The sequence below is a fragment of the Paenibacillus wuxiensis genome (genome assembly GCF_040195695.1).
In the GTDB taxonomy this organism is placed as follows: domain Bacteria; phylum Bacillota; class Bacilli; order Paenibacillales; family Paenibacillaceae; genus Paenibacillus_B; species Paenibacillus_B suaedae.
On record NZ_JBEFZI010000004.1, the window covers coordinates 1 to 21,443 of the forward strand.

14 protein-coding genes and 4 tRNA genes are annotated in these 21,443 nt (G+C 45.2%); 16 read left to right on the forward strand and 2 right to left on the reverse strand.

The genetic code is table 11. The features are described 5' to 3' along the window. The first annotated feature begins 2 nt into the window (after positions 1 to 2). From ABN764_RS09075 to ABN764_RS09135, 13 genes are all read left to right on the forward strand, one after another. Positions 3 to 77, forward strand: a tRNA-Gly gene (locus ABN764_RS09075). An 8-nt stretch (positions 78 to 85) separates the two neighbouring features. Further along, positions 86 to 162: transfer RNA gene (locus ABN764_RS09080), tRNA-Arg, on the forward strand. 17 nt (positions 163 to 179) lie between these two features. After that, positions 180 to 256, forward strand: a tRNA-Pro gene (locus ABN764_RS09085). 9 nt (positions 257 to 265) lie between these two features. Next, a tRNA-Gly gene (locus ABN764_RS09090) sits at positions 266 to 339 on the forward strand. A 614-nt stretch (positions 340 to 953) separates the two neighbouring features. Further along, complete coding sequence (gene ppc / locus ABN764_RS09095; protein ID WP_446671654.1) at positions 954 to 3,743, forward strand: phosphoenolpyruvate carboxylase; 2,790 nt, start codon at positions 954 to 956, stop codon at positions 3,741 to 3,743. A gap of 374 nt (positions 3,744 to 4,117) precedes the next feature. Continuing rightward, complete coding sequence (gene sigW / locus ABN764_RS09100) at positions 4,118 to 4,684, forward strand: RNA polymerase sigma factor SigW (RefSeq protein ID WP_021255710.1); 567 nt, start codon at positions 4,118 to 4,120, stop codon at positions 4,682 to 4,684. Positions 4,685 to 4,884: 200 nt separating this feature from the next. Then, on the forward strand, positions 4,885 to 5,502 hold the full coding sequence (locus ABN764_RS09105; protein ID WP_028532705.1) for a zf-HC2 domain-containing protein: 618 nt from the start codon (positions 4,885 to 4,887) through the stop codon (positions 5,500 to 5,502). A 194-nt stretch (positions 5,503 to 5,696) separates the two neighbouring features. Further along, positions 5,697 to 6,521 carry a diadenylate cyclase CdaA gene (gene cdaA, locus ABN764_RS09110; protein ID WP_021255712.1) on the forward strand — a complete coding sequence of 275 codons (825 nt, stop codon included), beginning with the start codon at positions 5,697 to 5,699 and terminating at the stop codon, positions 6,519 to 6,521. Beyond that, on the forward strand, positions 6,514 to 7,953 hold the full coding sequence (locus tag ABN764_RS09115; RefSeq protein WP_446671655.1) for a CdaR family protein: 1,440 nt from the start codon (positions 6,514 to 6,516) through the stop codon (positions 7,951 to 7,953). Before cdaA ends, ABN764_RS09115 begins: the two co-directional genes overlap by 8 nt. 151 nt (positions 7,954 to 8,104) lie before the next feature. Continuing rightward, positions 8,105 to 9,448 carry a phosphoglucosamine mutase gene (gene glmM, locus ABN764_RS09120; RefSeq protein WP_446671656.1) on the forward strand — a complete coding sequence of 448 codons (1,344 nt, stop codon included), beginning with the start codon at positions 8,105 to 8,107 and terminating at the stop codon, positions 9,446 to 9,448. An 822-nt stretch (positions 9,449 to 10,270) separates the two neighbouring features. Continuing rightward, a complete protein-coding gene (gene glmS, locus ABN764_RS09125) occupies positions 10,271 to 12,106 on the forward strand; it encodes a glutamine--fructose-6-phosphate transaminase (isomerizing) (protein ID WP_446671657.1) in 1,836 nt (611 codons plus the stop codon). 669 nt (positions 12,107 to 12,775) lie between these two features. Continuing rightward, on the forward strand, positions 12,776 to 13,417 hold the full coding sequence (locus ABN764_RS09130) for a hypothetical protein (RefSeq protein ID WP_174807331.1): 642 nt from the start codon (positions 12,776 to 12,778) through the stop codon (positions 13,415 to 13,417). A 420-nt stretch (positions 13,418 to 13,837) separates the two neighbouring features. Continuing rightward, on the forward strand, positions 13,838 to 14,224 hold the full coding sequence (locus ABN764_RS09135; protein WP_446671658.1) for a TnsA endonuclease C-terminal domain-containing protein: 387 nt from the start codon (positions 13,838 to 13,840) through the stop codon (positions 14,222 to 14,224). A 130-nt stretch (positions 14,225 to 14,354) separates the two neighbouring features. Here ABN764_RS09135 and ABN764_RS09140 read toward each other — a convergent pair whose 3' ends face one another. Then, positions 14,355 to 14,522 carry a hypothetical protein gene (locus tag ABN764_RS09140; protein ID WP_268625836.1) on the reverse strand — a complete coding sequence of 56 codons (168 nt, stop codon included), beginning with the start codon at positions 14,520 to 14,522 and terminating at the stop codon, positions 14,355 to 14,357. A gap of 1,169 nt (positions 14,523 to 15,691) precedes the next feature. On the opposite strand from ABN764_RS09140, the gene ABN764_RS09145 reads away from it, so the two are divergent. The 3 genes from ABN764_RS09145 (at position 15,692) to ABN764_RS09155 (ending at position 19,680) form a co-directional block, all read left to right on the forward strand. Next, the gene (locus ABN764_RS09145; protein ID WP_268625835.1) at positions 15,692 to 16,930 is read left to right on the forward strand and encodes a saccharopine dehydrogenase family protein; all 1,239 of its coding nucleotides are present in this window, start codon (positions 15,692 to 15,694) and stop codon (positions 16,928 to 16,930) included. Between the two features lies 1 nt (position 16,931). Continuing rightward, positions 16,932 to 18,059 carry a carboxynorspermidine decarboxylase gene (nspC, locus tag ABN764_RS09150; protein ID WP_446671659.1) on the forward strand — a complete coding sequence of 376 codons (1,128 nt, stop codon included), beginning with the start codon at positions 16,932 to 16,934 and terminating at the stop codon, positions 18,057 to 18,059. A 145-nt stretch (positions 18,060 to 18,204) separates the two neighbouring features. After that, positions 18,205 to 19,680 carry an aminotransferase class I/II-fold pyridoxal phosphate-dependent enzyme gene (locus tag ABN764_RS09155; RefSeq protein WP_446671660.1) on the forward strand — a complete coding sequence of 492 codons (1,476 nt, stop codon included), beginning with the start codon at positions 18,205 to 18,207 and terminating at the stop codon, positions 19,678 to 19,680. A 298-nt stretch (positions 19,681 to 19,978) separates the two neighbouring features. Here the strand turns inward: ABN764_RS09155 and ABN764_RS09160 are convergent, their stop codons facing one another. Further along, the gene (locus tag ABN764_RS09160) at positions 19,979 to 21,415 is read right to left on the reverse strand and encodes an aminotransferase-like domain-containing protein (protein WP_446671661.1); all 1,437 of its coding nucleotides are present in this window, start codon (positions 21,413 to 21,415) and stop codon (positions 19,979 to 19,981) included. Between the last annotated feature and the right edge of the window lie 28 nt (positions 21,416 to 21,443).

The window sequence follows — 21,443 nt, forward strand, 5'->3', positions numbered from 1 at the left end:
ATGCGGACATAGCTCAGTGGTAGAGTATCGCCTTGCCAAGGCGAGGGTCGCGAGTTCGAATCTCGTTGTCCGCTCCATATAATTTGCGCCCTTAGCTCAGCTGGATAGAGCGTTTGACTACGAATCAAAAGGCCGGGAGTTCGAATCTCTCAGGGCGCGCCATTTCTTCAATACAGTATCGGGATGTAGCTCAGCTTGGTAGAGCACCTGGTTTGGGACCAGGGGGTCGCATGTTCAAATCGTGTCATCCCGACCATCTAAATATGCGGGTGTAGTTCAATGGTAGAACTCCAGCCTTCCAAGCTGGTAGCGTGGGTTCGATTCCCATCACCCGCTCCATTAAGAAAACCAACGCCGTAGGGCGTTTTTTTTGTATGTATAGATGTGATGAGAAACCAAGGGTTCGACCGTCCGTAAAACATCGTGGAAATACTCAAGTAGGACGAGCGTCAATATGAACAATAACCGAATGGAGCCGAGAGGCTCCATTTTTCAAATCAGACATGTTGAGTACCGCGCTGCAATGCTTCTTGAAATAAGGTTCAGCGCGCGCGTCCGGGAGAGGGACGTGTGGTGCCAACAACAGGCACGATAAGCGACCGGAGTATTCCGGTTTCATTAACCAGCATGAAATCGACGCCGAAAGGCGTTTTTTATTTTGTTGAGAATAGCTGCGTTCGCAGTTCATATTTAGACGATCATGTATGAATTATAGGCTCTACATGAAACATAATGAGTAGGATGATGAACATACATTTCAGGCTGTTTAAGGCTAAAAATACAGGTTAGCGATATCAAGATAACGATCGATTGTAAACCCGAACCAATGTAAGGGGATACAATTGAAACGTGCGATTTTTTCAATGAAAAGTAAAGATTTTCGTCTCAATTTGTAGTATGATGTTAAGAAAGTCTTTTCAGACTGTACTGAATTGTGAGATAGGGGGAGACGAATGACTGATCTAACGTTAACCGCAAACAAGACGAATTCCAACAATATGTTGCGGCGGGACGTTCGTTTTCTGGGTAATATACTCGGCGAAGTGCTCGTCCATCAAGGTGGTAATGAATTGCTTAACATTGTGGAGAAGATCCGCGAGCTTAGCAAATCGTTGCGTGCCGTATTTTTACCCGAGTTGTATGAGGAGTTTAAGCAACTCATCAATACGTTGAACCCCGAAATCCGACATCAAGTGATTCGTGCATTCGCTATCTACTTCCAGTTAGTGAACATTGCAGAACAGAATCATCGGATCCGTCGCAAACGCGATTATGAGCGCTCTGCAGGTGAAAGCATTCAACCAGGATCGATCGAGAGTGTGATCATGGAGTTGAAGGAGCGTAAAGTTTCCGAAGAAGAATTGCAAGAAATTATTGAAAGCATTTCTTTGGAACTTGTCATAACGGCGCACCCGACTGAGGCGATGCGTCGGGCCATTCTCGATATTCATAAGCGCATCGCTGATGATGTCACAATGTTGGATAATCCAACTCTGACACACCGTGAGCGTGAACAATTGCGAGATAAGCTGCTGAACGAAGTGATTACACTGTGGCAAACGGATGAACTGCGTGATCGTAAGCCAACTGTACTCGATGAAGTCCGCAACGGCTTATTCTATTTCAACGAGACACTGTTCGATGTTCTGCCAGATGTATATCATGAATTGGAACGCTGCCTGGATAAGTACTATCCATCCGGAGGATGGCATGTGCCTACTTACCTTCGATTTGGTTCTTGGATCGGTGGCGACCGTGACGGCAATCCTTCGGTTACCCATGATGTAACATGGGAAACATTGAAGATGCAGCGTACACTTGCGATTCGCAAATACGAGGAGCGATTGAAGTCCTTGTTCCGTACGCTTAGCTTCAGTACTACAATTGTATCTGTATCTGAGGAACTGCTATCCTCGATTGCAGAGGACAGCCGCAATGTGACATTGACGCATGCGGGATACTGGAACAATGAGAAGGAACCGTATCGTATCAAGTTAATCTACATGTTCGAGAAGTTGAATAATATACTGGATGAGTCGACGAAGGGGACAGCACAGCGTTACAACAATCCGCTTGAGTTCTTGGAAGATCTGAGAATTATTGACCGGAGCTTGCGCCACCACTTCGCAGATTATGTATCAGACACGTATGTGAAGAAACTGATTCGTCAAGTAGAACTGTTCGGCTTCCACATGGCGACACTTGATATTCGTCAGCATAGTAAAGAGCATGAAAATGCAATGACTGAAATTTTGGCTAACATGAACATCGTGGACGATTACAGCAGCTTGAGCGAAGAGGAGAAGATTGAGCTTCTTAATCGCTTGCTGAATGATCCTCGTCCATTGATATCGGAATATATTCAATATAGTGAATCTACAACTGAAGTACTGAATGTGTATCGTATCGTCTATGATGCACAGAAGGAATTCGGTGAGAAATGTATTACAAGCTACTTGATCAGTATGGCGGAGGCAGCGAGCGATGTGCTTGAAGTCATGCTGCTGGCGAAGGAAGTAGGCTTGTTCCGCAAAGAGAAAGGCAAAGTACACTGCACATTGCAGGCTGTGCCGCTTTTCGAGACTGTCGACGACCTTCATGCCGCACCTGCGATCATGAAGACGTTGTTTGATTTGCCGATATACCGCAGTGCTGTTGAAGCAATGAATGATCTGCAGGAGATCATGCTTGGCTACTCAGACAGCAACAAAGACGGCGGTGCATTTACAGCGAACTGGGAGCTTCGTATGGCTCTGAAGGAACTGACGGCGTCTGCGAAGAAGTACGATGTGAAATTGAAGTTCTTCCATGGTCGTGGCGGTGCACTTGGTCGTGGTGGTATGCCATTGAATCGCAGTATTATGGCTCAGCCTCCACACACGATTGGTGGCGGCATCAAGATTACGGAGCAGGGTGAAGTATTGTCTTCCCGCTATTCCGTACAAGGTATTGCTTACCGAAGCTTGGAACAAGCTACTTCGGCACTTATACAAGCGGCTACGCTGGCTCGTACGCCGCATACGGATCTGTATGAATCGAAGTGGAAGGAGCTCATGGAGAGCATCTCCCAGGCTTCGCTGAAGAAGTATCAGGATCTGATCTTCCGTGATCCAGACTTCATGACGTTCTTCAAGGAGTCTACGCCGCTTCCAGAGATCGGTGAACTGAACATCGGTTCACGTCCGTCGAAGCGGAAGAACAGTGACCGCTTCGACGACTTGCGTGCGATCCCTTGGGTATTCGCATGGACGCAGAGCCGGTACTTGCTCCCTGCGTGGTATGCAGCAGGAACAGGATTGCAGAGCTTCTATCAAGGCAAGGAAGAGAATATGGAAACAATGCGCCATATGTATCAGAATTATTCCTTCTTCCAGTCTATGATCGACAGCTTGCAAATGGCACTTGCGAAGGCGGATCTTGTCATTGCCAAGGAATATGCAGGCATGATTAAGGACGAAACCATTCGCGAGCGTATTTTTACGCAAATTGAGGAAGAATTCAAATTGACTTCTTCGTTAATCCTGCAAATTACCGGACAAGAGGATATTCTCGACAATGTTCCTGTCATCCAGGAATCGATTCGCTTGCGCAATCCATACGTGGATCCGCTCAGCTATATGCAGGTGGAGCTGCTGGCAGAGCTGCGCGAGCTTCGTGAGAACGAAGAGGATGATGCGGTATTGCTGCGGGAAGTATTGCTTACGATTAACGGTATTGCAGCAGGGCTTCGAAATACAGGTTGATAATGTCGGAATGATCGATTTCCGCAGGCTACGTCGATACGTAAACAGCACGAAGTAGCGACGATGCAGTCGAGTCTTGAGCGATCGAGGCTCGACTTTTCCTGTGTTTATACATAGGAAAGAGTGCGTCGGCAAAGAAGAGCAGCATTGCTTCTACATCGACACACTCGCACCCCTAGGGCAGCGACAGGCAGGGAACAAGGCTTCCCGAATGAGCCATTGTTCATTCACTGAATTCGGTGAATGATCGTGAGCACAGTAAGATACGTTGCTCCCAAGGTTCGCATTCCTGCTTACGATGTCCGGCATTGTCATTGAGGTGCAATGATTGAGAAGACATCGGCATAAGAGCAGTGAGGATGGAGGGAGACCGCTTGGATACGCTAGAACAACGGCTCGTGAGATTAGCTCGAAAAGGGGATACGCGAGCGTTTGCCGAGATTGTCGATTTATATAAGGATAAAATATTCCATCTTGCCTATCGCATGCTGAGCAATCGGCATGAAGCAGAGGATGTGGTACAAGATACATTTCTGCGTGTATATCGCAATTTGGATCGTTACGATGAGACTCAGAAGTTCTCGACTTGGATCTATCGTATCGGAACGAACCTATGCATTGATCGCTTGCGCAAACGGAAGCCGAATTATTCCCTTGATGCAGAGATGAATGACCAGGAGGGCATTGACGGGTATGCGATGATCCCTAGCGATAATCGTACACCTGAGACATACTTGCTTGTAAGCGAGACTCAGAAAATGGTTCATGAGGCTATTGAGAGTCTCCCTGCAAAATATAAGACCGTGATGGTGCTTCGTTACTTAAAGGATATGTCGCTGCAGGAAATTAGCGATGTACTGGATATGCCTGTGACCACGATCAAAACCAGGGTGCACCGGGGACGAGAATTTCTCCGCAAGAAGCTGGAACGTAAAATCTGATAAAAAATAGCAGGCTAAAGAGTGAAACTATTTTGCATTCAAGTCGTATCGTATAACAAGCCGAATGAGCCCTAACGAAAATGTATAGAATGTTGGGAAAGACTTCGGTGCATGACGATACGTCCCAGATAGGGTCATCCTTCTTAATGTAGGATGCGCCATCGTATCTGATTGGAGACTCCATGAAAGGATTGGCTCAAATGGATTGCAAACAAGCCGTCTCATTAATGCATGATTTACTAGATGACGATTTGACACCGGAATATGCACTCGAATTGAAAGAACATATGCTTGCATGCCCGGATTGCCGCGAACGATTTCGTCAGTTAGAGGAGATGGATACTCTGCTGTACAGCTTCAATCACCGAGTGCAGCCTGTATCGGATGATTTGACGGCCCGGGTCATGAGCGTTATACCGAAGCCGAAGCAGCAAAGTGCGTTCATGCTATGGGTCAAACGTCACCCAGCCATTACCGTCGCAGCCGTCTTTGTGTTGGTTATGATGACAAGTGCGCTAAGTATGTGGAATGCGGATAAGCAGCTTATGGTCAAGGGCGCTGATCTGAATGGAGTTGTCGTAGAGAATAATAAGGTCATCGTGCCTTCGGATAAAGTAATATCAGGTAACTTAACGATTCATAACGGAGTCGCAGAAGTGTACGGCAAAGTGAAGGGCGATGTAACCGTCATTGACGGGAAGCTGTATCAAGCATCTACGGCAAATATTTCGGGATCGGTTCACCAAATCGACGAAGCACTAAGCTGGATGTGGTACCAGCTTACGAACTTGTTCGGCACGGGGCCGTCGTTGCCATAACGAATGACAGTATCCGTATCTGTTGTACCGAGGCTCTCCTGCAGCTATTGCAGGAGGGCTTTTTTGTAAGGATGGATAAGAATGGGATATAAATTTTGCTTCATCAAGACGAAAAGGTTATAGTTATACATAGAGAGGTTCTTCATCTTCTCATCAGGATCTTATCAGGGGAAACGAACGCCGGGGGTACCTGCATGAATTATTTTGCGGACATGTCGTGGAAAGACACGATCAAGAATATCATCGATATTTTAATCGTTAGTTATGTAATTTATAAGCTACTTGTGCTCATCCGCGGAACGCGTGCTGTCCAGTTGCTGAAGGGGATCTTTATCCTCGTTGTGACTTGGGCGATCAGTACGTGGTTTGATTTGTATACGCTGAAATGGCTTATGAATCAAATGTTTACGTTCGGGGTTCTTGCGATCGTAATTATTTTTCAACCTGAGCTGCGACGAGCATTGGAGCAGTTGGGTCGAGGGAAAATGTTCGGTGGACGCGCGGTAGCAGAGGAAGATGAGACGGCTCGTGTTATTAGCGAGCTTATTAAAGCAGTTAATTATATGTCACGACGTAAGATCGGTGCACTTATCGTCTTCGAACGTGTGACAGGGTTGAATGAATACACGGAGTCAGGCATTGCCATGAACTCCCGTATTAGCTCAGAGTTGCTCATTAACCTATTTATCCCGAATACACCACTGCACGACGGAGCAGTTATTATACAAGGCAGCCAAATAGCGGCAGCAGCTTGTTATTTGCCGTTGTCCGAGAATCCATTTATCAGTAAGGAATTGGGGACAAGACATCGGGCAGCTATTGGAATCAGCGAAGTATGTGATGCGATTTCTGTTGTCGTCTCCGAGGAGACGGGACAAGTGTCCCTTGCTATCAATGGACAAGTTGTGCGTGATATTAAGGAAGAATCACTCATATCCAAGCTGTTCGATGAGTTAAAGCCGAAGGCGAAGAAAGAACTAAAAATGTTCTGGAAACGAAAAGGTGAGCATCATGGATAAGTGGTTAATGAATAATAATGCAGCGAAGATTATCGCGTTAGTATTAGGTGTGCTTCTATTCGCTGTCGTACATAAAGACGATACAACACCAACTTCTCCGCAGCCGCTCATGGAATCTCGCTGGATTGATGACGTGCAAGTACGGATTGTCGGATTGGATACGAAGCAGCAGGTGATTAAGTCCATACGGCCGGATAAGGTTCGTATACAGGTTCGAGGCAAGCGGACAGCAATTGCTTCTGCATTGCCAGAGGATTATAAAGTAACACTTGATTTAACAGGCTATGGGAAGGGGAAGCATGTGGTACAGCTCCGTCATGAGTTGCCAACTGGAATCGACTTGATGTCGATGGAGCCGAGCAGTGCAACGATTGAGCTGGAGGATGTGCAGACGAAGGAGTACGAAGTACAGGTACAAACAGAAGGAACCCCTGCCAAAGGATATAAGGCAGGCACTCCAATTGTGCGCCCTTCGAACCGGGTTCATGTAACACTTCCCGCGTCTCGTATGGCTGAAGTAAAATCGATAGTAGGTACAGTAAGTGTCGATAAGGCGAATGAGTCTGTTATCACGAAGCGGGTGAAGTTGACGGCGTATAATGCGAGAGGCGATGAAGTAGAGGGAGCAGTCCTGACACCATCTTTTGTCGAGGTCGAAGTACCGATCACGAAGCCATTTAAGACCGTACCGCTCCAAGTGAATTTGACTGGACAATTGGCGGAAGGACTTGCTGTGTCAGCCTTGTCTCCAGATGTCAATCAGGTGACCTTGTACGGCCCTCAGGAAGCGTTGGATAAGATCGAGTACTTGGATAATGTACAAGTCGATTTGCGCCAATTTGAAGCTGCTGGGACGTATAAGATAAAGGTACAATTGACGCCGCCTGCGAACATTGAGAAAATAGAACCGAGTGAGATTACTGTCGAATTGCAAATTTCGGGTGTAAAACAGCGTACGATATCGGACGTCCCTATTACACTAACGGGCGACAATGACCGATTGGAGACGACGATTGCGGAACCGGCTTCCCGCAAGATGGACGTTATTGTTGTTGGCGCACCGAATCTGATTGATGCGCTGAAGGTAAGTGACATTCAGCTGATTGCAAATGTGAATGACTTGCCTCCTGGTGAGCATACGGTGAACTTGCAGGTAAATTTACCTCGGTTCGTTCGACGAGTGGATTCAACTCCACTAACGATCAAGGTCGTGATTAAGGATACGGAAGCGCCCGTAACGACATTGCCTGATCCGAAGCCTCCTACTTCGATCCCAGAAGAAGTAGGCAACGGCTCGACATCAGGAACCCAGAATGAGACGGGGCATCCAAGCAATCCATCGACCAACACTCATGAGAATCCGCCTTCCTCGAATGAAGCGGAAGGAACACCGGCCGATGCGGTGAACGGATCAGTGGAACATTCCAACTAGAGATGTGTGACATCCATGAATTGACGAATAGAATAATGAAAAATCAAATTTACGACGTGAGAATAGATGCTGCACAGGATGTATTTATGATCGAAGGTGCTAACTACAGCAGATCATATTGATTGATGGCAGCATGAAGGAGAAGCGAACGATGGGGAAATATTTTGGTACTGATGGTGTACGCGGTGTAGCGAATCAGGAATTGACAGCAGAACTTGCTTTTAAAATTGGACGTTGTGGAGGCTATGTACTGACGAACCAGGCATCAGGCAAACCGAAGGTGGTTATCGGTATGGATACGCGTGTATCTGGCCGTATGCTTGAGGCTTCTTTGACAGCAGGTTTGCTGTCAATTGGTGCAGATGTCATCCAGCTTGGGGTGTTGTCTACACCAGCTGTTGCATATTTGACGCGTGTATTGGGTGCTGACGCAGGGGTTATGATCTCTGCCTCCCATAACCCTGTTCAGGACAACGGGATTAAGTTCTTCGGCAGCGACGGCTACAAGTTGCTTGATGAGACAGAACTTGAAATTGAGCAGCTAATGGATGCTGCTGAAGATGAGCTTCCTCGTCCAATTGGCGAAGGTCTCGGTACGGTTACAGTGGATACGGATGCGAAGTGGCGCTATGTAGAGTATTTGGAGTCTACAGTTGATCAACGCTTCGATGGAATGCGTATTGTGCTCGATTGCGCACACGGTGCTGCTTATGAGTTGGCACCACGCTTGTTCCGTGAACTTGGTGCAGAAGTAATCGCTATTGGCGCTGAGCCAACAGGTCTGAACATCAACGATCATTGCGGTTCAACGCATCCGGAAATGTTGAAGGAAGAAGTGCTGCGCCACAAGGCTCATTTGGGTCTGGCTTTTGACGGCGATGCGGATCGCTTGATTGCCATTGATGAACATGGCGAGGAAGTTGACGGCGACTTCATTCTGCTCATTTGCGGCGATGCAATGAAGCGGGCTGGTCGTTTGAATAGTGATACGATTGTAACAACAGTCATGAGCAACATTGGCTTCTTTAAGGGTGCTGAGAAGCACGGGTTGAATACAGCCAAGACGGCAGTTGGCGATCGCTACGTTATGGAAGAAATGCGCCGCGGTAATTATAACTTAGGCGGTGAGCAATCCGGACATGTTATCTTCTTGGATTACAATACGACAGGGGACGGCATGCTGTCTGGTATCCAATTGGTTGCTAACTTGAAGGCAAATGGCCAATCCTTAAGTGAAGCGAAGTCGCTTATGCGCAAATACCCGCAAGTGCTGGTGAACGTGCGTGTTGGGGATAAATCGAAATACCAAGGCAATGCAGCTATCGAGAAGGCGATTGCAGAAGTTGAGCAGGAGTTGGGTGACAATGGTCGCGTGCTCGTTCGTCCATCTGGGACAGAATCCCTGATACGTGTTATGGCCGAAGGCCCTGAGGCGGATATTGTAGAGGGATATGTAAACCGCATTGTAGAGGTTGTACAGAAAGAACTAGCTTAATAGGACTTGTTCAGAGCCGTTTGCTTGACGTTGTCAGGTAAGCGGCTTTTTTCCTATTTTCTGTAGCATTGTTGCGAAAAATGGCTAAAGTGAATATAATGTAAGAACATGTTCCGCAAATACAGAGTGGATAAGGCGAAGCCGATGCCTGGAAGCTCAGCCAAGAAGCCGGTGTATGATGCAGGAACAGCTTATGCTAGAGGATGAGCTAGTCCTCTTCGTAAGGAAGATAGGAAATAGAAAATTAGAAGATGATTCACATATAGAAGGTGAGGATTGTGAGGTTGGCAATGTAACGGGCAACCGTTCAAGAAGCGCCAGCGCTTGCTGCTGAATCGGCCATTGCAGCGAGTGGACGAGGTGGAGGTGTTCGAAATGTTCGGCGGGGACCTCCCGGTGTGTTACCGGCACCGTAAGAGCATTAGCGGAATGCAGGAGAGGCGACTTTCCTGACAACGCATGCTTACGCAGGTATGTTTGATAATGAGATGGAGATACACTTGCATAGTCAAGGCGTATCCATTTGGAGATACAATGCAGCTGATTATCGCTGCCATTAAGTTTTAACTTAATTAACTACTAAGAATCGGGCTGTCTCGTGGATGGACAGAGCGCACAGAGTCCAAGCTGGCTAACAAGCTTGCTTGTTGTGCTGCTTGGCGAAGTAGGCTATTACAAATTAGGCTGCTTCCCTCGTTATCCATGAGCTTATTGAACTTTATAAGTCATCCAATAATGCTATGCACTCACGCTTATGAGGCATGGACTTCTGTGTGCGACGTCGCCAACTGGAGAGGCCGCGAATAATCGGAGGTCTATATTATGTGTGGTATTGTCGGATATATTGGAGCTAGAAATTCTCAAGCGGTGTTGTTGGAAGGATTGGGCAAGCTGGAGTATCGTGGATATGATTCTGCTGGCATTGCTGTATTCACACCGGAAGGCTTGCAAGTGCGCAAGGCACAAGGTAGATTAGCTGTCCTTGCTTCTCAATTGGAGGATGAGCCGCTGCAAGGTTCGGTAGGCATTGGCCACACTCGCTGGGCGACACATGGCAAGCCTTCGAATGAGAATTCGCATCCACATACGGATGCATCGATGAAGTTCTCTGTTGTTCATAATGGTATTATCGAGAACTATATGGAGCTGAAGGAAGAGCTGATCGCGTCCGGAGTTGTATTCCGTTCAGAGACGGATACAGAGGTCATTTCTCATCTGATTGCTCAAGAGTATGACGGAGATATTGTGAAGGCTGTGCAGAAGGCTACAGCGCGTATGCGCGGTGCTTATGCATTGGCTGTCCTGACAGAGCATGAACCGGATAAGCTGGTTGCTGTTCGCTTCGCAAGTCCGTTAGTTATCGGTATTGGAGAAGGCGAGAATTTTATCGGTTCGGATATTCCGGCGATTTTGCAATATACGCGTCGAGTGTATATTTTGAACGACAACGAAATGGCCGTACTGACTAAGGACGCTGTCGAATTGATGACGTTAGAGGGGAATTTTATTTCTCGGGAAATGATTGTTGTCGATTGGGACGTGTTGACTGCGGAAAAAGGCGGTTACGACCATTTCATGCTCAAAGAAATTCATGAGCAGCCCAAGGCATATCGCGACACGATGCGCGGTAGAATGCAAGAAGATCGCAGTGGAATCAAGCTTCCTGAGTTGAAGCATTTGACTGCAGAGAAATTACAAGAAATTCGCAACGTGCATATTGTCGCATGCGGTACTGCTTATCATGCAGGTCTTGTCGGACGTACGCTGATCGAGCAATGTGCAGGCGTTCCCGTGGAGACAGATGTCGCTTCGGAGTATCGCTACCGTTCGCCAATTATTACAGCACAGACGCTTGTTATTGTTGTCAGCCAGTCTGGTGAGACAGCAGACACACTCGCAGCACTCCGTGAAGCAAAACGCTGCGGTGCGACGGTTCTAGCGATTACGAACGTAGTAGGCAGCTCGGTTGCCCGTGAAGCAGACGATACCATTGTTACATGGGCAGGCCCTGAGATTGCGGTTGCCTCTACAAAGGCATACACATCACAGCTTGTTGCCTTCATGATATTCAGCCTGTACTGGGCAGAGAAGCTTGGCCTTCACGATCAGGCTTGGATTCGTGAGCAAATTGCTGCGATGCAGGCATTGCCGGAGCAAGTGGAGCGCATTCTGGAGCAATCTGACGAGCTGAAGCGGGTTGCAGAGGACATTGCGAAGCACGACAATATGTTCTTCATCGGACGTGGTCTGGATTATGCGGTAGCATTGGAAGGATCGCTGAAGCTGAAAGAGATCTCATATATTCATTCCGAGGCGTATGCAGCGGGTGAATTGAAGCACGGCACACTTGCCTTGATCGAAGAAGGAGTACCTGTCATCGCACTGGCTACACAGACTGCGCTTGTTGAGAAGACAGTGAGCAACATTAAGGAAGTGAAGGCGCGCGGCGGTGTCGTTTATGCGATTACTGACGAAGCGAATGCTGCTGCAGTAGAGAAGGCGGTAGATGGCATGTTCGTACTGCCAGCTACGCTGTCTCGCTTGTCTCCTGCCTTGTCTGTAGTGCCATTGCAGCTTGTTGCTTACTATGCAAGCTTGGCACGGGGCAATGATGTGGATAAGCCAAGGAACTTGGCGAAGAGCGTGACGGTGGAATAGGGAAGAGCATTGATTGAAGTTATTTTAATAAAGATTGATAAATTGTAATAAAGTTTGATTAATAACATCTCACCTCTATAGATTTTAAGAGGTGAGGTGTTTTATTATTATTGGAAATTTATGATAATATCACTTTGGAAATTATGAAGAAATGTACTTAAACTAACGGGGCTGTTTAATTGAAGAAGGAAAATAATTTTTTACATAGAAGTAAATAAAATGTCTTAAAAAATAATGGGGTGTATAAACGGTGGTTATTACTAGAAATCTAAAAAAAGTGAATTTGATTTTTTGACGGATATGCTTTATGAATCTATTCATATTCCTAAAAATAAACCAAATAAAGAGGATTTTGATAAACTCAACACATATAAAAAAATATCATGAAGGTTGGGAAAGAAAGGGCGATACAGCACACATCATTAATAGCATTAAATACTAATAACCAAGCAGTCGGGGCTGCTGATATAGATTGTTTAACGAATTTAATAAGGGATATGGTTATGTAGACAGTAACACTCCTGAATTAGGAATAGCAGTTGCTGAAGAAGTTAGAGGAACGGGAGTTTTCTGTGGCGAAGAGCTTATTTTTGCACTTCATGGATGGCTAACGGGGCTGAAGAGTTGAAGAGGGTTACTCTAAATATAAAATAGCAAAGGGGATATTAAATGGTAAGTGAAATAGAATTATTCGAAAAAGAGTCTCAGGAATTCAAACCTTTTAAACACTTTATTTCACGCATTCAAGTAATGCGGAAAGAATCCAGCTATGGGGCTGAAGTTGCCTCAAAATGGACTGATATTTTAAACCAAACTCTTCTAGATGAAACTTACCCAGTGATACATCCCATTGGTCAGGAGACATTCTCGTTATATGCAGAGTTCACGACTGGGGTATTTGAGTATACCTTAGACATAGACGGAGCTACTACATTTATAAAAGAAAAAAACATTAAACCCATAAAGACTTCTCCATCGAATATAATTGAAGCTGTTGACCAAGGTAACATAAATAAAGACCCAAACCGAATAAAACCCAATCATAAAAATCCTGTAATGGTACTTCAGAGTCGATATTTAACCAACAACAAACCTTATTGTATCAATGGAAACCATCGTATATTTGAAGCATATAGAAATAATGATGAACAAATAGAAATTTATGTTTTTAAAGATTTGGAGTTTGTTCCTTTCTTTTATGACGTTCTAAGTAAAGCAACTTATTTTTTAGAAATTGATTACCATAATGTTGTTAATGATAAAAGATATTTATTGCATAACGAAAATGGTGCATTTGCAACTTACTTTTAATCGAACTTTGTTCAAAAGCTACATTATTTTGAGGATTTAAAATAAAGTCACGATGTTTGTAAAAAAGATGCGATGTTTAAAATGAAGTCGTGACGTTTATAAAAAAACTGCGAAGCTTTGCCCTTTTGGATATGATTATCTAAAGGGGTGTTTTTGTGTCGAAAAGAATGACAACGGACTTTTTATTAACAGTTGATAAGGGGCAAGGTGTATTTGAAGTCGCTCATACTATATAAATGAAAGATAAGCTGTTAGAAGAACGTGTGTTAGAGAAGTTTGAAATTGAACGGGAATATTGGAAGCGAAGAAGCATTAATTGGGCAACTGTAATAGAGGAGGAAATTCATAAGACAATGGCTAGAAATATTAAATTATATCTATGATTTTTTTGATACTCGCAGCTATGATGTATATCAAGAAATGGGTGACCAGAATATTGAGGATTTATCCATGTCTCTTATGAATCGCCTATTGAATAATTCACGAAGTATCCGTGAAATTACTAATGAGTTTGATACAGATACACACTTACCTTTTGGAAGTGGCGTTACACTATTTTATCACTTACTTGCTAGAAAAATCGTAGTCATTGATATGAAAAATCCGATTGATTTAGGGCAAACAATTGATATTAAGTGTATTGATGAAGGTAATTTAGAGGAGGAGAAATACGGATGGATTTATATTAATCAAGTGTTTCAATATGTGACCGATTCGACATTAACACTTGCTACGGAAATAGTATCCCTACCAGTATACAACGATGAATATCCAGCTAGAGCGTACGGTTCCGACTTCTTAGTTTAGTTTTTTTATTGTAAAAATATGAATATACGGATTGGGGAGTTTATAAGGGCAAAGTCTAAGTGTGATCCAAAAACAGTAGAATTAGCTAATAGAATTATAGAACAATAGCCCGTAAAAAAGACCTGATTAATCAGGCCTTATCGCTTTCACAATATTCATGTACAGCTTTCCAATGATTATTTTCACATACTAAATAATAGTCACCAGTAGTACAAACTCTTTCTCCCTCATTTGTACAATATTTTCCCTCTGCCGGGTCAGTGTGGTGCTGGGGATCTCTTTGCTTTTCATTGTTCATGTTTTATCACCTCCTGATAATTATATTCTACTTAATTTGTATATTTATTAAGGAAATAAATGTTATATATCTTCATACTGCCCGGTGATCCTATGCTTGAACATCTTCATTATTCTTTTTACCTCCATTATATCGAGTATATCGAACAACCAAACTCGATTGGTCTTGCGTGATTCTTGTAAAAGATTTCATCGGAGACCTCAGCTGCTATTAATAACTGGGTAGCAATCTTTCTAGCTTCTTCCTTAGTAAGCCTGAATCCCACGGAATCCGGATTCATCCTTATTAGGGTAAACATTTTCACCTGAAAGCTGCCTAATAACCGCTTATTCTTCAATGAGCGTGGTCGAAGCATGAATCCGTTTTGATCAATGTTTTATTAAAATGGATTCTTTTTATTTACGAAAAATATAGGTTAATGGGGGGATTTTTACATGAGAAATTTGTACCAGCGTAACTGTCATAAAGTGCAGTGTGGATTGGTGAAGCTGGGTGCCAAGTACCACTGCCTTTTCACTTGGCACCGGGCTGCAAGATATCCAAAACATAGATTTAGTCTAACCCCTGGGCATATGTTCTTGATCAATTGTCGACGTATGCAGAAAGACGGTTTTAGTTTTTTTGAAATTTCTCCTTGCTCATTAATTCCGATCCTGCTATTATGAAGAAGCACTAATTTTGGAAAGCGAATATTCAATATATATTTAGGATCTTTCCAAGCAGATAAACTTTGACCACTTCCTCTCTGGAAGTTAAGGCCATACGGACAGCCGGGTCAAATGCCGACTGGCAACTTTTCGTTGCCTTATTGATTGAGTTAAAAGCTCAAATTTTATAAGTTGGTTACTTTACAACCAGTGCAATACGCACACAACTTGTGAAACGGTCAATAAGAGTGGTAAAGGCATTATTTGCTATATAGACTCTGATCCTAACAAAATATATTTGAATATTAAGAGCCCTTCCATGAAACGATGAGTCCTATGGTTGACTGATAAGCACGCTAGGAGTTTGTTCTATCATGCTTATTGGAAATATCTGATTATTTGGAAATGTCTTATTATTTGAATATATCAAGCAAGTGTGATGCGCATGGTGCGTGTTTCACTTGCTTTTTTTGTTGCCGTTTTTACAGTGAAAAAAATTGAATTCGGTGAGGAGATTGAAAAATGGGAAAAGCACTAATCATTGGCGCCGGTGGCGTAGCATCTGTAGCAGTTCATAAATGCGTTCAAAACAGCGAGGTCTTCGAAGAAATCTGCATCGCCAGCCGTACGAAGTCCAAATGCGATGATCTGAAAGCCAAACTGGACGGCGGCAAAACGAAAATTACAACCGCACAGGTTGATGCCAATAACGTTGAAGAGCTGATCGCTCTGATTAACGAAGTTAAACCGGATATCGTGATGAACTTGGCTCTGCCTTACCAGGATCTGACGATCATGGATGCCTGCCTGGCTACCAAAACGCATTATATGGATACGGCAAACTATGAGCCAGAAGATACGGCGAAATTCGAATACAAATGGCAGTGGGAATATCGGGAACGCTTCGAAAAAGCAGGAATTACAGCACTGCTCGGCAGCGGATTCGACCCTGGCGTAACCGGCGTATTTTCGGCTTATGCGCTGAAACACTACTTTGACGAAATCGAATATATAGACATTCTGGATTGCAATGGCGGGGATCACGGTTATCCTTTCGCAACCAACTTCAACCCGGAAATCAATATCCGCGAAGTGTCTGCCAATGGCCGCTACTGGGAAAACGGGGAATGGATCGAAACAAAACCGATGGAAATTAAGCGTGAATATAACTTTGCAGAAGTCGGTCAAAAGGACATGTATCTGCTGTACCATGAAGAGCTCGAGTCTCTTGCGCAAAACATCCCTGGTCTGAAACGCATCCGTTTCTTCATGACTTTCGGCCAAAGTTATCTCATGCATTTGAAGGCGCTTGAAAACGTTGGAATGACCTCCATCGAACCAATCGAATACGAAGGGAAACAAATCATTCCGCTTCAATTCCTGAAGGCTGTACTTCCGGATCCGTCCTCCCTTGGACCTCGTACAGTGGGCAAAACGAACATCGGCTGTATCTTCAAAGGGAAAAAAGATGGCCAAGACAAGACGTACTATGTCTACAATGTGTGCGACCACCAAGAGTGCTATAAAGAAGTGGGTTCCCAAGCTATCTCCTATACAACCGGTGTTCCTGCCATGATCGGCGCGGCGATGATCCTCACCGGCAAATGGAACAAACCGGGCGTATACAATGTTGAAGAGTTCAATCCGGATCCATTCATGGAAGAGCTGAACAAATGGGGACTTCCATGGGTAGAAGACTTCAACCCTGTGCTAGTTGACGCCTTGCCTGAGGAAACTAAAGAGCCGGAGCTCGTTCGTTAAGATGCGGTTCGAGGAATTACCGACACCCTGTTTTGTAGTCGATGAATCACTCATCGAGAAAAACTTGAAAATATTGAACGGCGTCATGCAGCGTACGGGAGCCAAAATTGTACTGGCGCAAAAGGCTTTTTCCATGACTGCGATGTATCCGCTCATCGGAAAATACTTAAGCGGTACGACCGCGAGCGGATTATTCGAAGCACGACTGGGTCACGAAGAAATGGGCAAAGAAAATCATGTCTTTGCTCCTGCTTACCGTGAAGATGAGATCGATGAGATTATTTCCATTTGTGACCATATCATCTTCAATTCCTTCTCCCAGTTGGAAAAGTATAAAGCGAAGGCTCTTGCTGCTGGCAGAAAAATTGGCCTTCGTATCAATCCGGAATGTTCAACGCAAGTGGGGCATGAGATCTATGATCCTTGTTCGCCGGGCTCAAGATTTGGCGTCAAACGGGAGGATTTCCAGCCGGAACTGCTGGAGGGCATTTCGGGACTGCACTTTCATACCCTTTGCCAACAGAACTCGGACGATTTGGAGACCACGTTGAATGCGGTTGAAGACAAGTTCGGATCTTGGCTGCCGCAAATGGAATGGATCAATTTCGGCGGCGGTCACCATATCACGAGAGAAGACTACGATATCCCGAAGCTCGAAGCTTGCATAACGCGAATGCAAAATAAATACGGCTTGGAAGTATACCTTGAACCCGGAGAAGCCATCGCGCTTAACGCGGGCTATATGGTCACTTCCGTGTTGGATATCCATCGCAACGGCATCGATATTGCAATCGTGGACACGTCGGCTACTTGTCATATGCCGGATGTACTGGAAATGCCTTATCGTCCACCTCTGGTCGGTTCGGGCGAATTCGGGGAGAAGCCATACGCTTACCGACTCGGTGGTCCGACCTGCCTTACGGGCGATGTCATCGGAGACTATTCCTTCGATCAGCCTCTCAAGAGCGGCGACAGATTAGTATTTGAAGATATGGCGATCTACTCCATGGTCAAAACCAATACCTTCAACGGCATGCCGCTGCCGGCCATCGCTGTGCAGGATAAGGATGGGAATTGCCGCGTCGTGCGCGAGTTCGGTTATCAGGATTTTAAGATGAGACTAGCTTAATGAATAACCAAAGCCTTAACTCCGTTGGAAATTAAGAGTAAATATAACTTGGCTGAAGTCGGCCAAAAGGACATGTATCTGCTATTCGGCGTAAAATGGAAAGATTTCAAGCCGGAACTGCTTAGAAAGGTTGTGACAGCATAAAATGGACCACCGTAACACGCCGCTATTTACAGCTCTGAAAGAACATGCGGCGAGCAATCCCGTACAATTTCATATTCCCGGTCATAAAAAGGGCGTAGGAACTGACAGTGAGTTCAGAGAGTTTATAGGCGATAATGCCCTATCCATAGATTTGATTAACATTGCGCCGCTGGATGATCTCCATCAGCCTACCGGTGTTATTGAAGAGGCGCAAAAGCTTGCAGCCGACGCATTTGGCTCAGATTATACTTATTTCAGCGTACAGGGGACGAGTGGTGCCATAATGACCATGATTTTGTCTACATGCTCGCCTGGGGACAAAATTATCGTACCACGCAATGTGCACAAATCGATCATGTCCGCCATCATTTTCTCCGGCGCGAAGCCAGTATTCATATCTCCGGTTCGCGACGAGAATCTTGGAATCGATCACGGCATTACAACCAAATCCGTACAGCGTGCACTGGACCGCCATCCGGATGCCAAAGCGGTTCTGGTTATTAACCCGACATACTTTGGCGTATGCGCTAATCTGAAGGAAATCGTCGATCTTGCCCACAGCCGCCATGTTCCAGTGCTCGTAGACGAAGCGCATGGGGTGCTTATCCATTTCCATGAGGATCTGCCGATGTCCGCTATGGAAGCCGGTGCGGATATGGCCGCAACTAGTGTGCATAAGCTTGGGGGTTCTATGACACAAAGCTCGGTTCTCAACCTGAATACAAAAAACGGCTATGTGAATCCTCAGCGCGTGCAGACAATCATCAGTATGCTGACAACAACTTCTACTTCATACGTGCTGCTTGCATCATTGGATACATCCAGACGCAATCTAGCGATTAACGGCCATGACATGGCGCAAAGAACGATTGATCTTGCCCAAAAAGCCCGCCGCAGCATTAATGAAATGGAAGGTCTGTACTGCTTCGGGGAAGAAATCCTTGGGGACGAGGCCACCTTTGATTATGATCCGACCAAACTCACCATCCATGTCCGCCATCTGGGCATTACAGGCTTTGAAGCGGAAAACTGGCTGCGTGAGCATTATAACATTGAGGTCGAGCTCAGCGATATGTACAATATCCTCTGCCTGGTTACCCCGGGCGACAATGAGGAAACGGTATCGGTACTGCTTACAGCTCTCCGCGAGCTAGCTGGAACGTATTACAGCGTGAACACTGCAAATGAGCTAATCGTGAAGATTCCGGAAATTCCTCATCTCTCCTTGATTCCAAGGGATGCATTTTATGGAGATACCGAAGTCATTCCGTTCAAGGAATCAGCCGGTCGAATCATTGCCGAGTTCATATATGTCTATCCGCCGGGTATTCCAATCCTGCTGCCGGGCGAAGTGATCTCCCAGGACAACATCGATTACATTGTCGATCATGTGGATGTGGGGCTTCCGGTGAAAGGACCGGAGGATCGGTACATCCAAAATGTCAAGGTGATCGTGGAAACCGACCCGATTTCCTAAAATCTGCATACCGAGTGATAAGAATTGCGATACTGCACCTCTTACCATTACAGATTTCTAAGTGAGTTTTCAATAGAATGATCCAATAGAATATGTTAAGAGCGTGTTTTGAACTATCTTTTTTCAAAACACGCTCTTTTTTTGTTGTTCCTTATTAAGGACATTAAAATGTAAGGGATCAAAATTTAATTCAATGCTGCAGGTTTAGTCTGACCGCTAGGACACTCTACGTTGTTCCTGCTTCCTTATCCAGTCGGTTTGTTTGAGTCTAGAATTTCAAGGCGATTGACCACTGTTGTTATTGGTTCAAAGATGAACCGCTATTCCCGTGTGCTAATTCGACAATCCTCTGTATGCCTTCTCTCAATAGCTGTTCATTCAGATAGGAATAGCTGAGGCGTATCCATGATTTGTATTCCTTGAGCGGATCGCAAATCGCTCCAGGTACAAAGGTGATTGATTGCTTGATGCATGTACTAAGCAAACGTTCAATCTCCACCGTTTCCGGAAGCTTCACCCATAAGTTGAATCCACCTGCAGGGGAGTTCCACTGCCAGTCGGTAGCGGACAATTCCTGTTCTACGATATCTTTGCGAACCGCAAGCGCAATGCGAAGCTTCTTCAAATGCTGCTGCAACCGCTCGGAGAAAAAATAATGCAGAAAAATTTTCTGATTCACCAAAGGCGTCCCGCTGTCCGACAACAGTTTAGCTTTTATCAGGTAATTCATGATGGAAGGGCGGCACGCAACGATGGCGATGCCGAGGCCGGGAGCGATATATTTGCTGAAGCTGCGAAGATAAATGACCCATCCTGCCGTATCGTAAGCAAAAAGAGGAAGTGGCGGCTCTTCGCCAAAATAAATGTCGCGATAAGGATCGTCCTCTAATAGCAAACATTGATACCGCTCGGCAAGCTCAACGAGCCTTTTCCTTTGTTCGGCGGGTACGATATAGCCTGTTGGACTTTGAAAGGTAGGATTTAGATAAAATAGCCGCGGCTTGTAGGCTTGCATTAGCTTCTCTACCTGCTCCAGATCGTAACCGTACGGGTGGATCTCAACCGGAACGATAGCTGCGCCTTGTCTTCTGAAAATATCAATTGCCGTGCTGTAGGTAGGTCGCTCTAACATAACGGCATCTCTCGGCTTGACCAGTGCTCGGGCAACCAAATCCATGGCCTCCTGCGATCCACAAGTAATCAACAATTCGTCTGCTGATAAGTGAAACCGGTGGCAATCGGTAAAGTAACGGCACAACGCATCCCGCAGCTCCTGGTCTCCTTGCACGGTAAAATAGGTACCGAGCATTTTGGGATACAAATCGAACACTTGCTTCACATATTCCGAAAAATAAAGATTAGGGAGCAGGTTCGGATCGAGCAGCGATTTTGACAGTACATATTCGGCTTGCACCTGATGAATTTCAGAAAGATGGCTCTCATGCACGTAAGCGGATATGATCGGATTATGCAGCGAATCCACAGGAAGACTGCCGTTCAGTCTCACATAATAGCCGGATTTATCCTTCGCTTCAACGATCCGATTTTCTTTTAGTAGCTGATACGCTTTATAGACCGTCAGTCGATGTACATTGAATTCCATCGCCAGCGAGCGGATAGAGGGAAGTTTCTCATGCGGCTTCCATTCTCCGCGACGGATCCGATCCAGAATATAGTCATAGATTTGTTCAAACAGTTTGCCTGCATATCCGCTTGAAAGAACTTTTTTTCCCATATGTTTTGCCCCCAGGCTCATTAACCCG

Bases quoted from the DNA above. Each gene is read 5' to 3' on its own strand.
- ppc (WP_446671654.1), top strand. From the start codon at position 954: ATGACTGATCTAACGTTAACCGCAAACAAGACGAATTCCAACAATATG.
- ABN764_RS09105 (WP_028532705.1), top strand. From the start codon at position 4,885: ATGGATTGCAAACAAGCCGTCTCATTAATGCATGATTTACTAGATGAC.
- cdaA (WP_021255712.1), top strand. From the start codon at position 5,697: ATGAATTATTTTGCGGACATGTCGTGGAAAGACACGATCAAGAATATC.
- ABN764_RS09115 (WP_446671655.1), top strand. From the start codon at position 6,514: ATGGATAAGTGGTTAATGAATAATAATGCAGCGAAGATTATCGCGTTA.
- glmM (WP_446671656.1), top strand. From the start codon at position 8,105: ATGGGGAAATATTTTGGTACTGATGGTGTACGCGGTGTAGCGAATCAG.
- glmS (WP_446671657.1), top strand. From the start codon at position 10,271: ATGTGTGGTATTGTCGGATATATTGGAGCTAGAAATTCTCAAGCGGTG.
- ABN764_RS09130 (WP_174807331.1), top strand. From the start codon at position 12,776: ATGGTAAGTGAAATAGAATTATTCGAAAAAGAGTCTCAGGAATTCAAA.
- ABN764_RS09135 (WP_446671658.1), top strand. From the start codon at position 13,838: ATGGGTGACCAGAATATTGAGGATTTATCCATGTCTCTTATGAATCGC.
- ABN764_RS09140 (WP_268625836.1), bottom strand. From the start codon at position 14,522: ATGAACAATGAAAAGCAAAGAGATCCCCAGCACCACACTGACCCGGCA.
- ABN764_RS09145 (WP_268625835.1), top strand. From the start codon at position 15,692: ATGGGAAAAGCACTAATCATTGGCGCCGGTGGCGTAGCATCTGTAGCA.
- nspC (WP_446671659.1), top strand. From the start codon at position 16,932: ATGCGGTTCGAGGAATTACCGACACCCTGTTTTGTAGTCGATGAATCA.
- ABN764_RS09155 (WP_446671660.1), top strand. From the start codon at position 18,205: ATGGACCACCGTAACACGCCGCTATTTACAGCTCTGAAAGAACATGCG.
- ABN764_RS09160 (WP_446671661.1), bottom strand. From the start codon at position 21,415: ATGGGAAAAAAAGTTCTTTCAAGCGGATATGCAGGCAAACTGTTTGAA.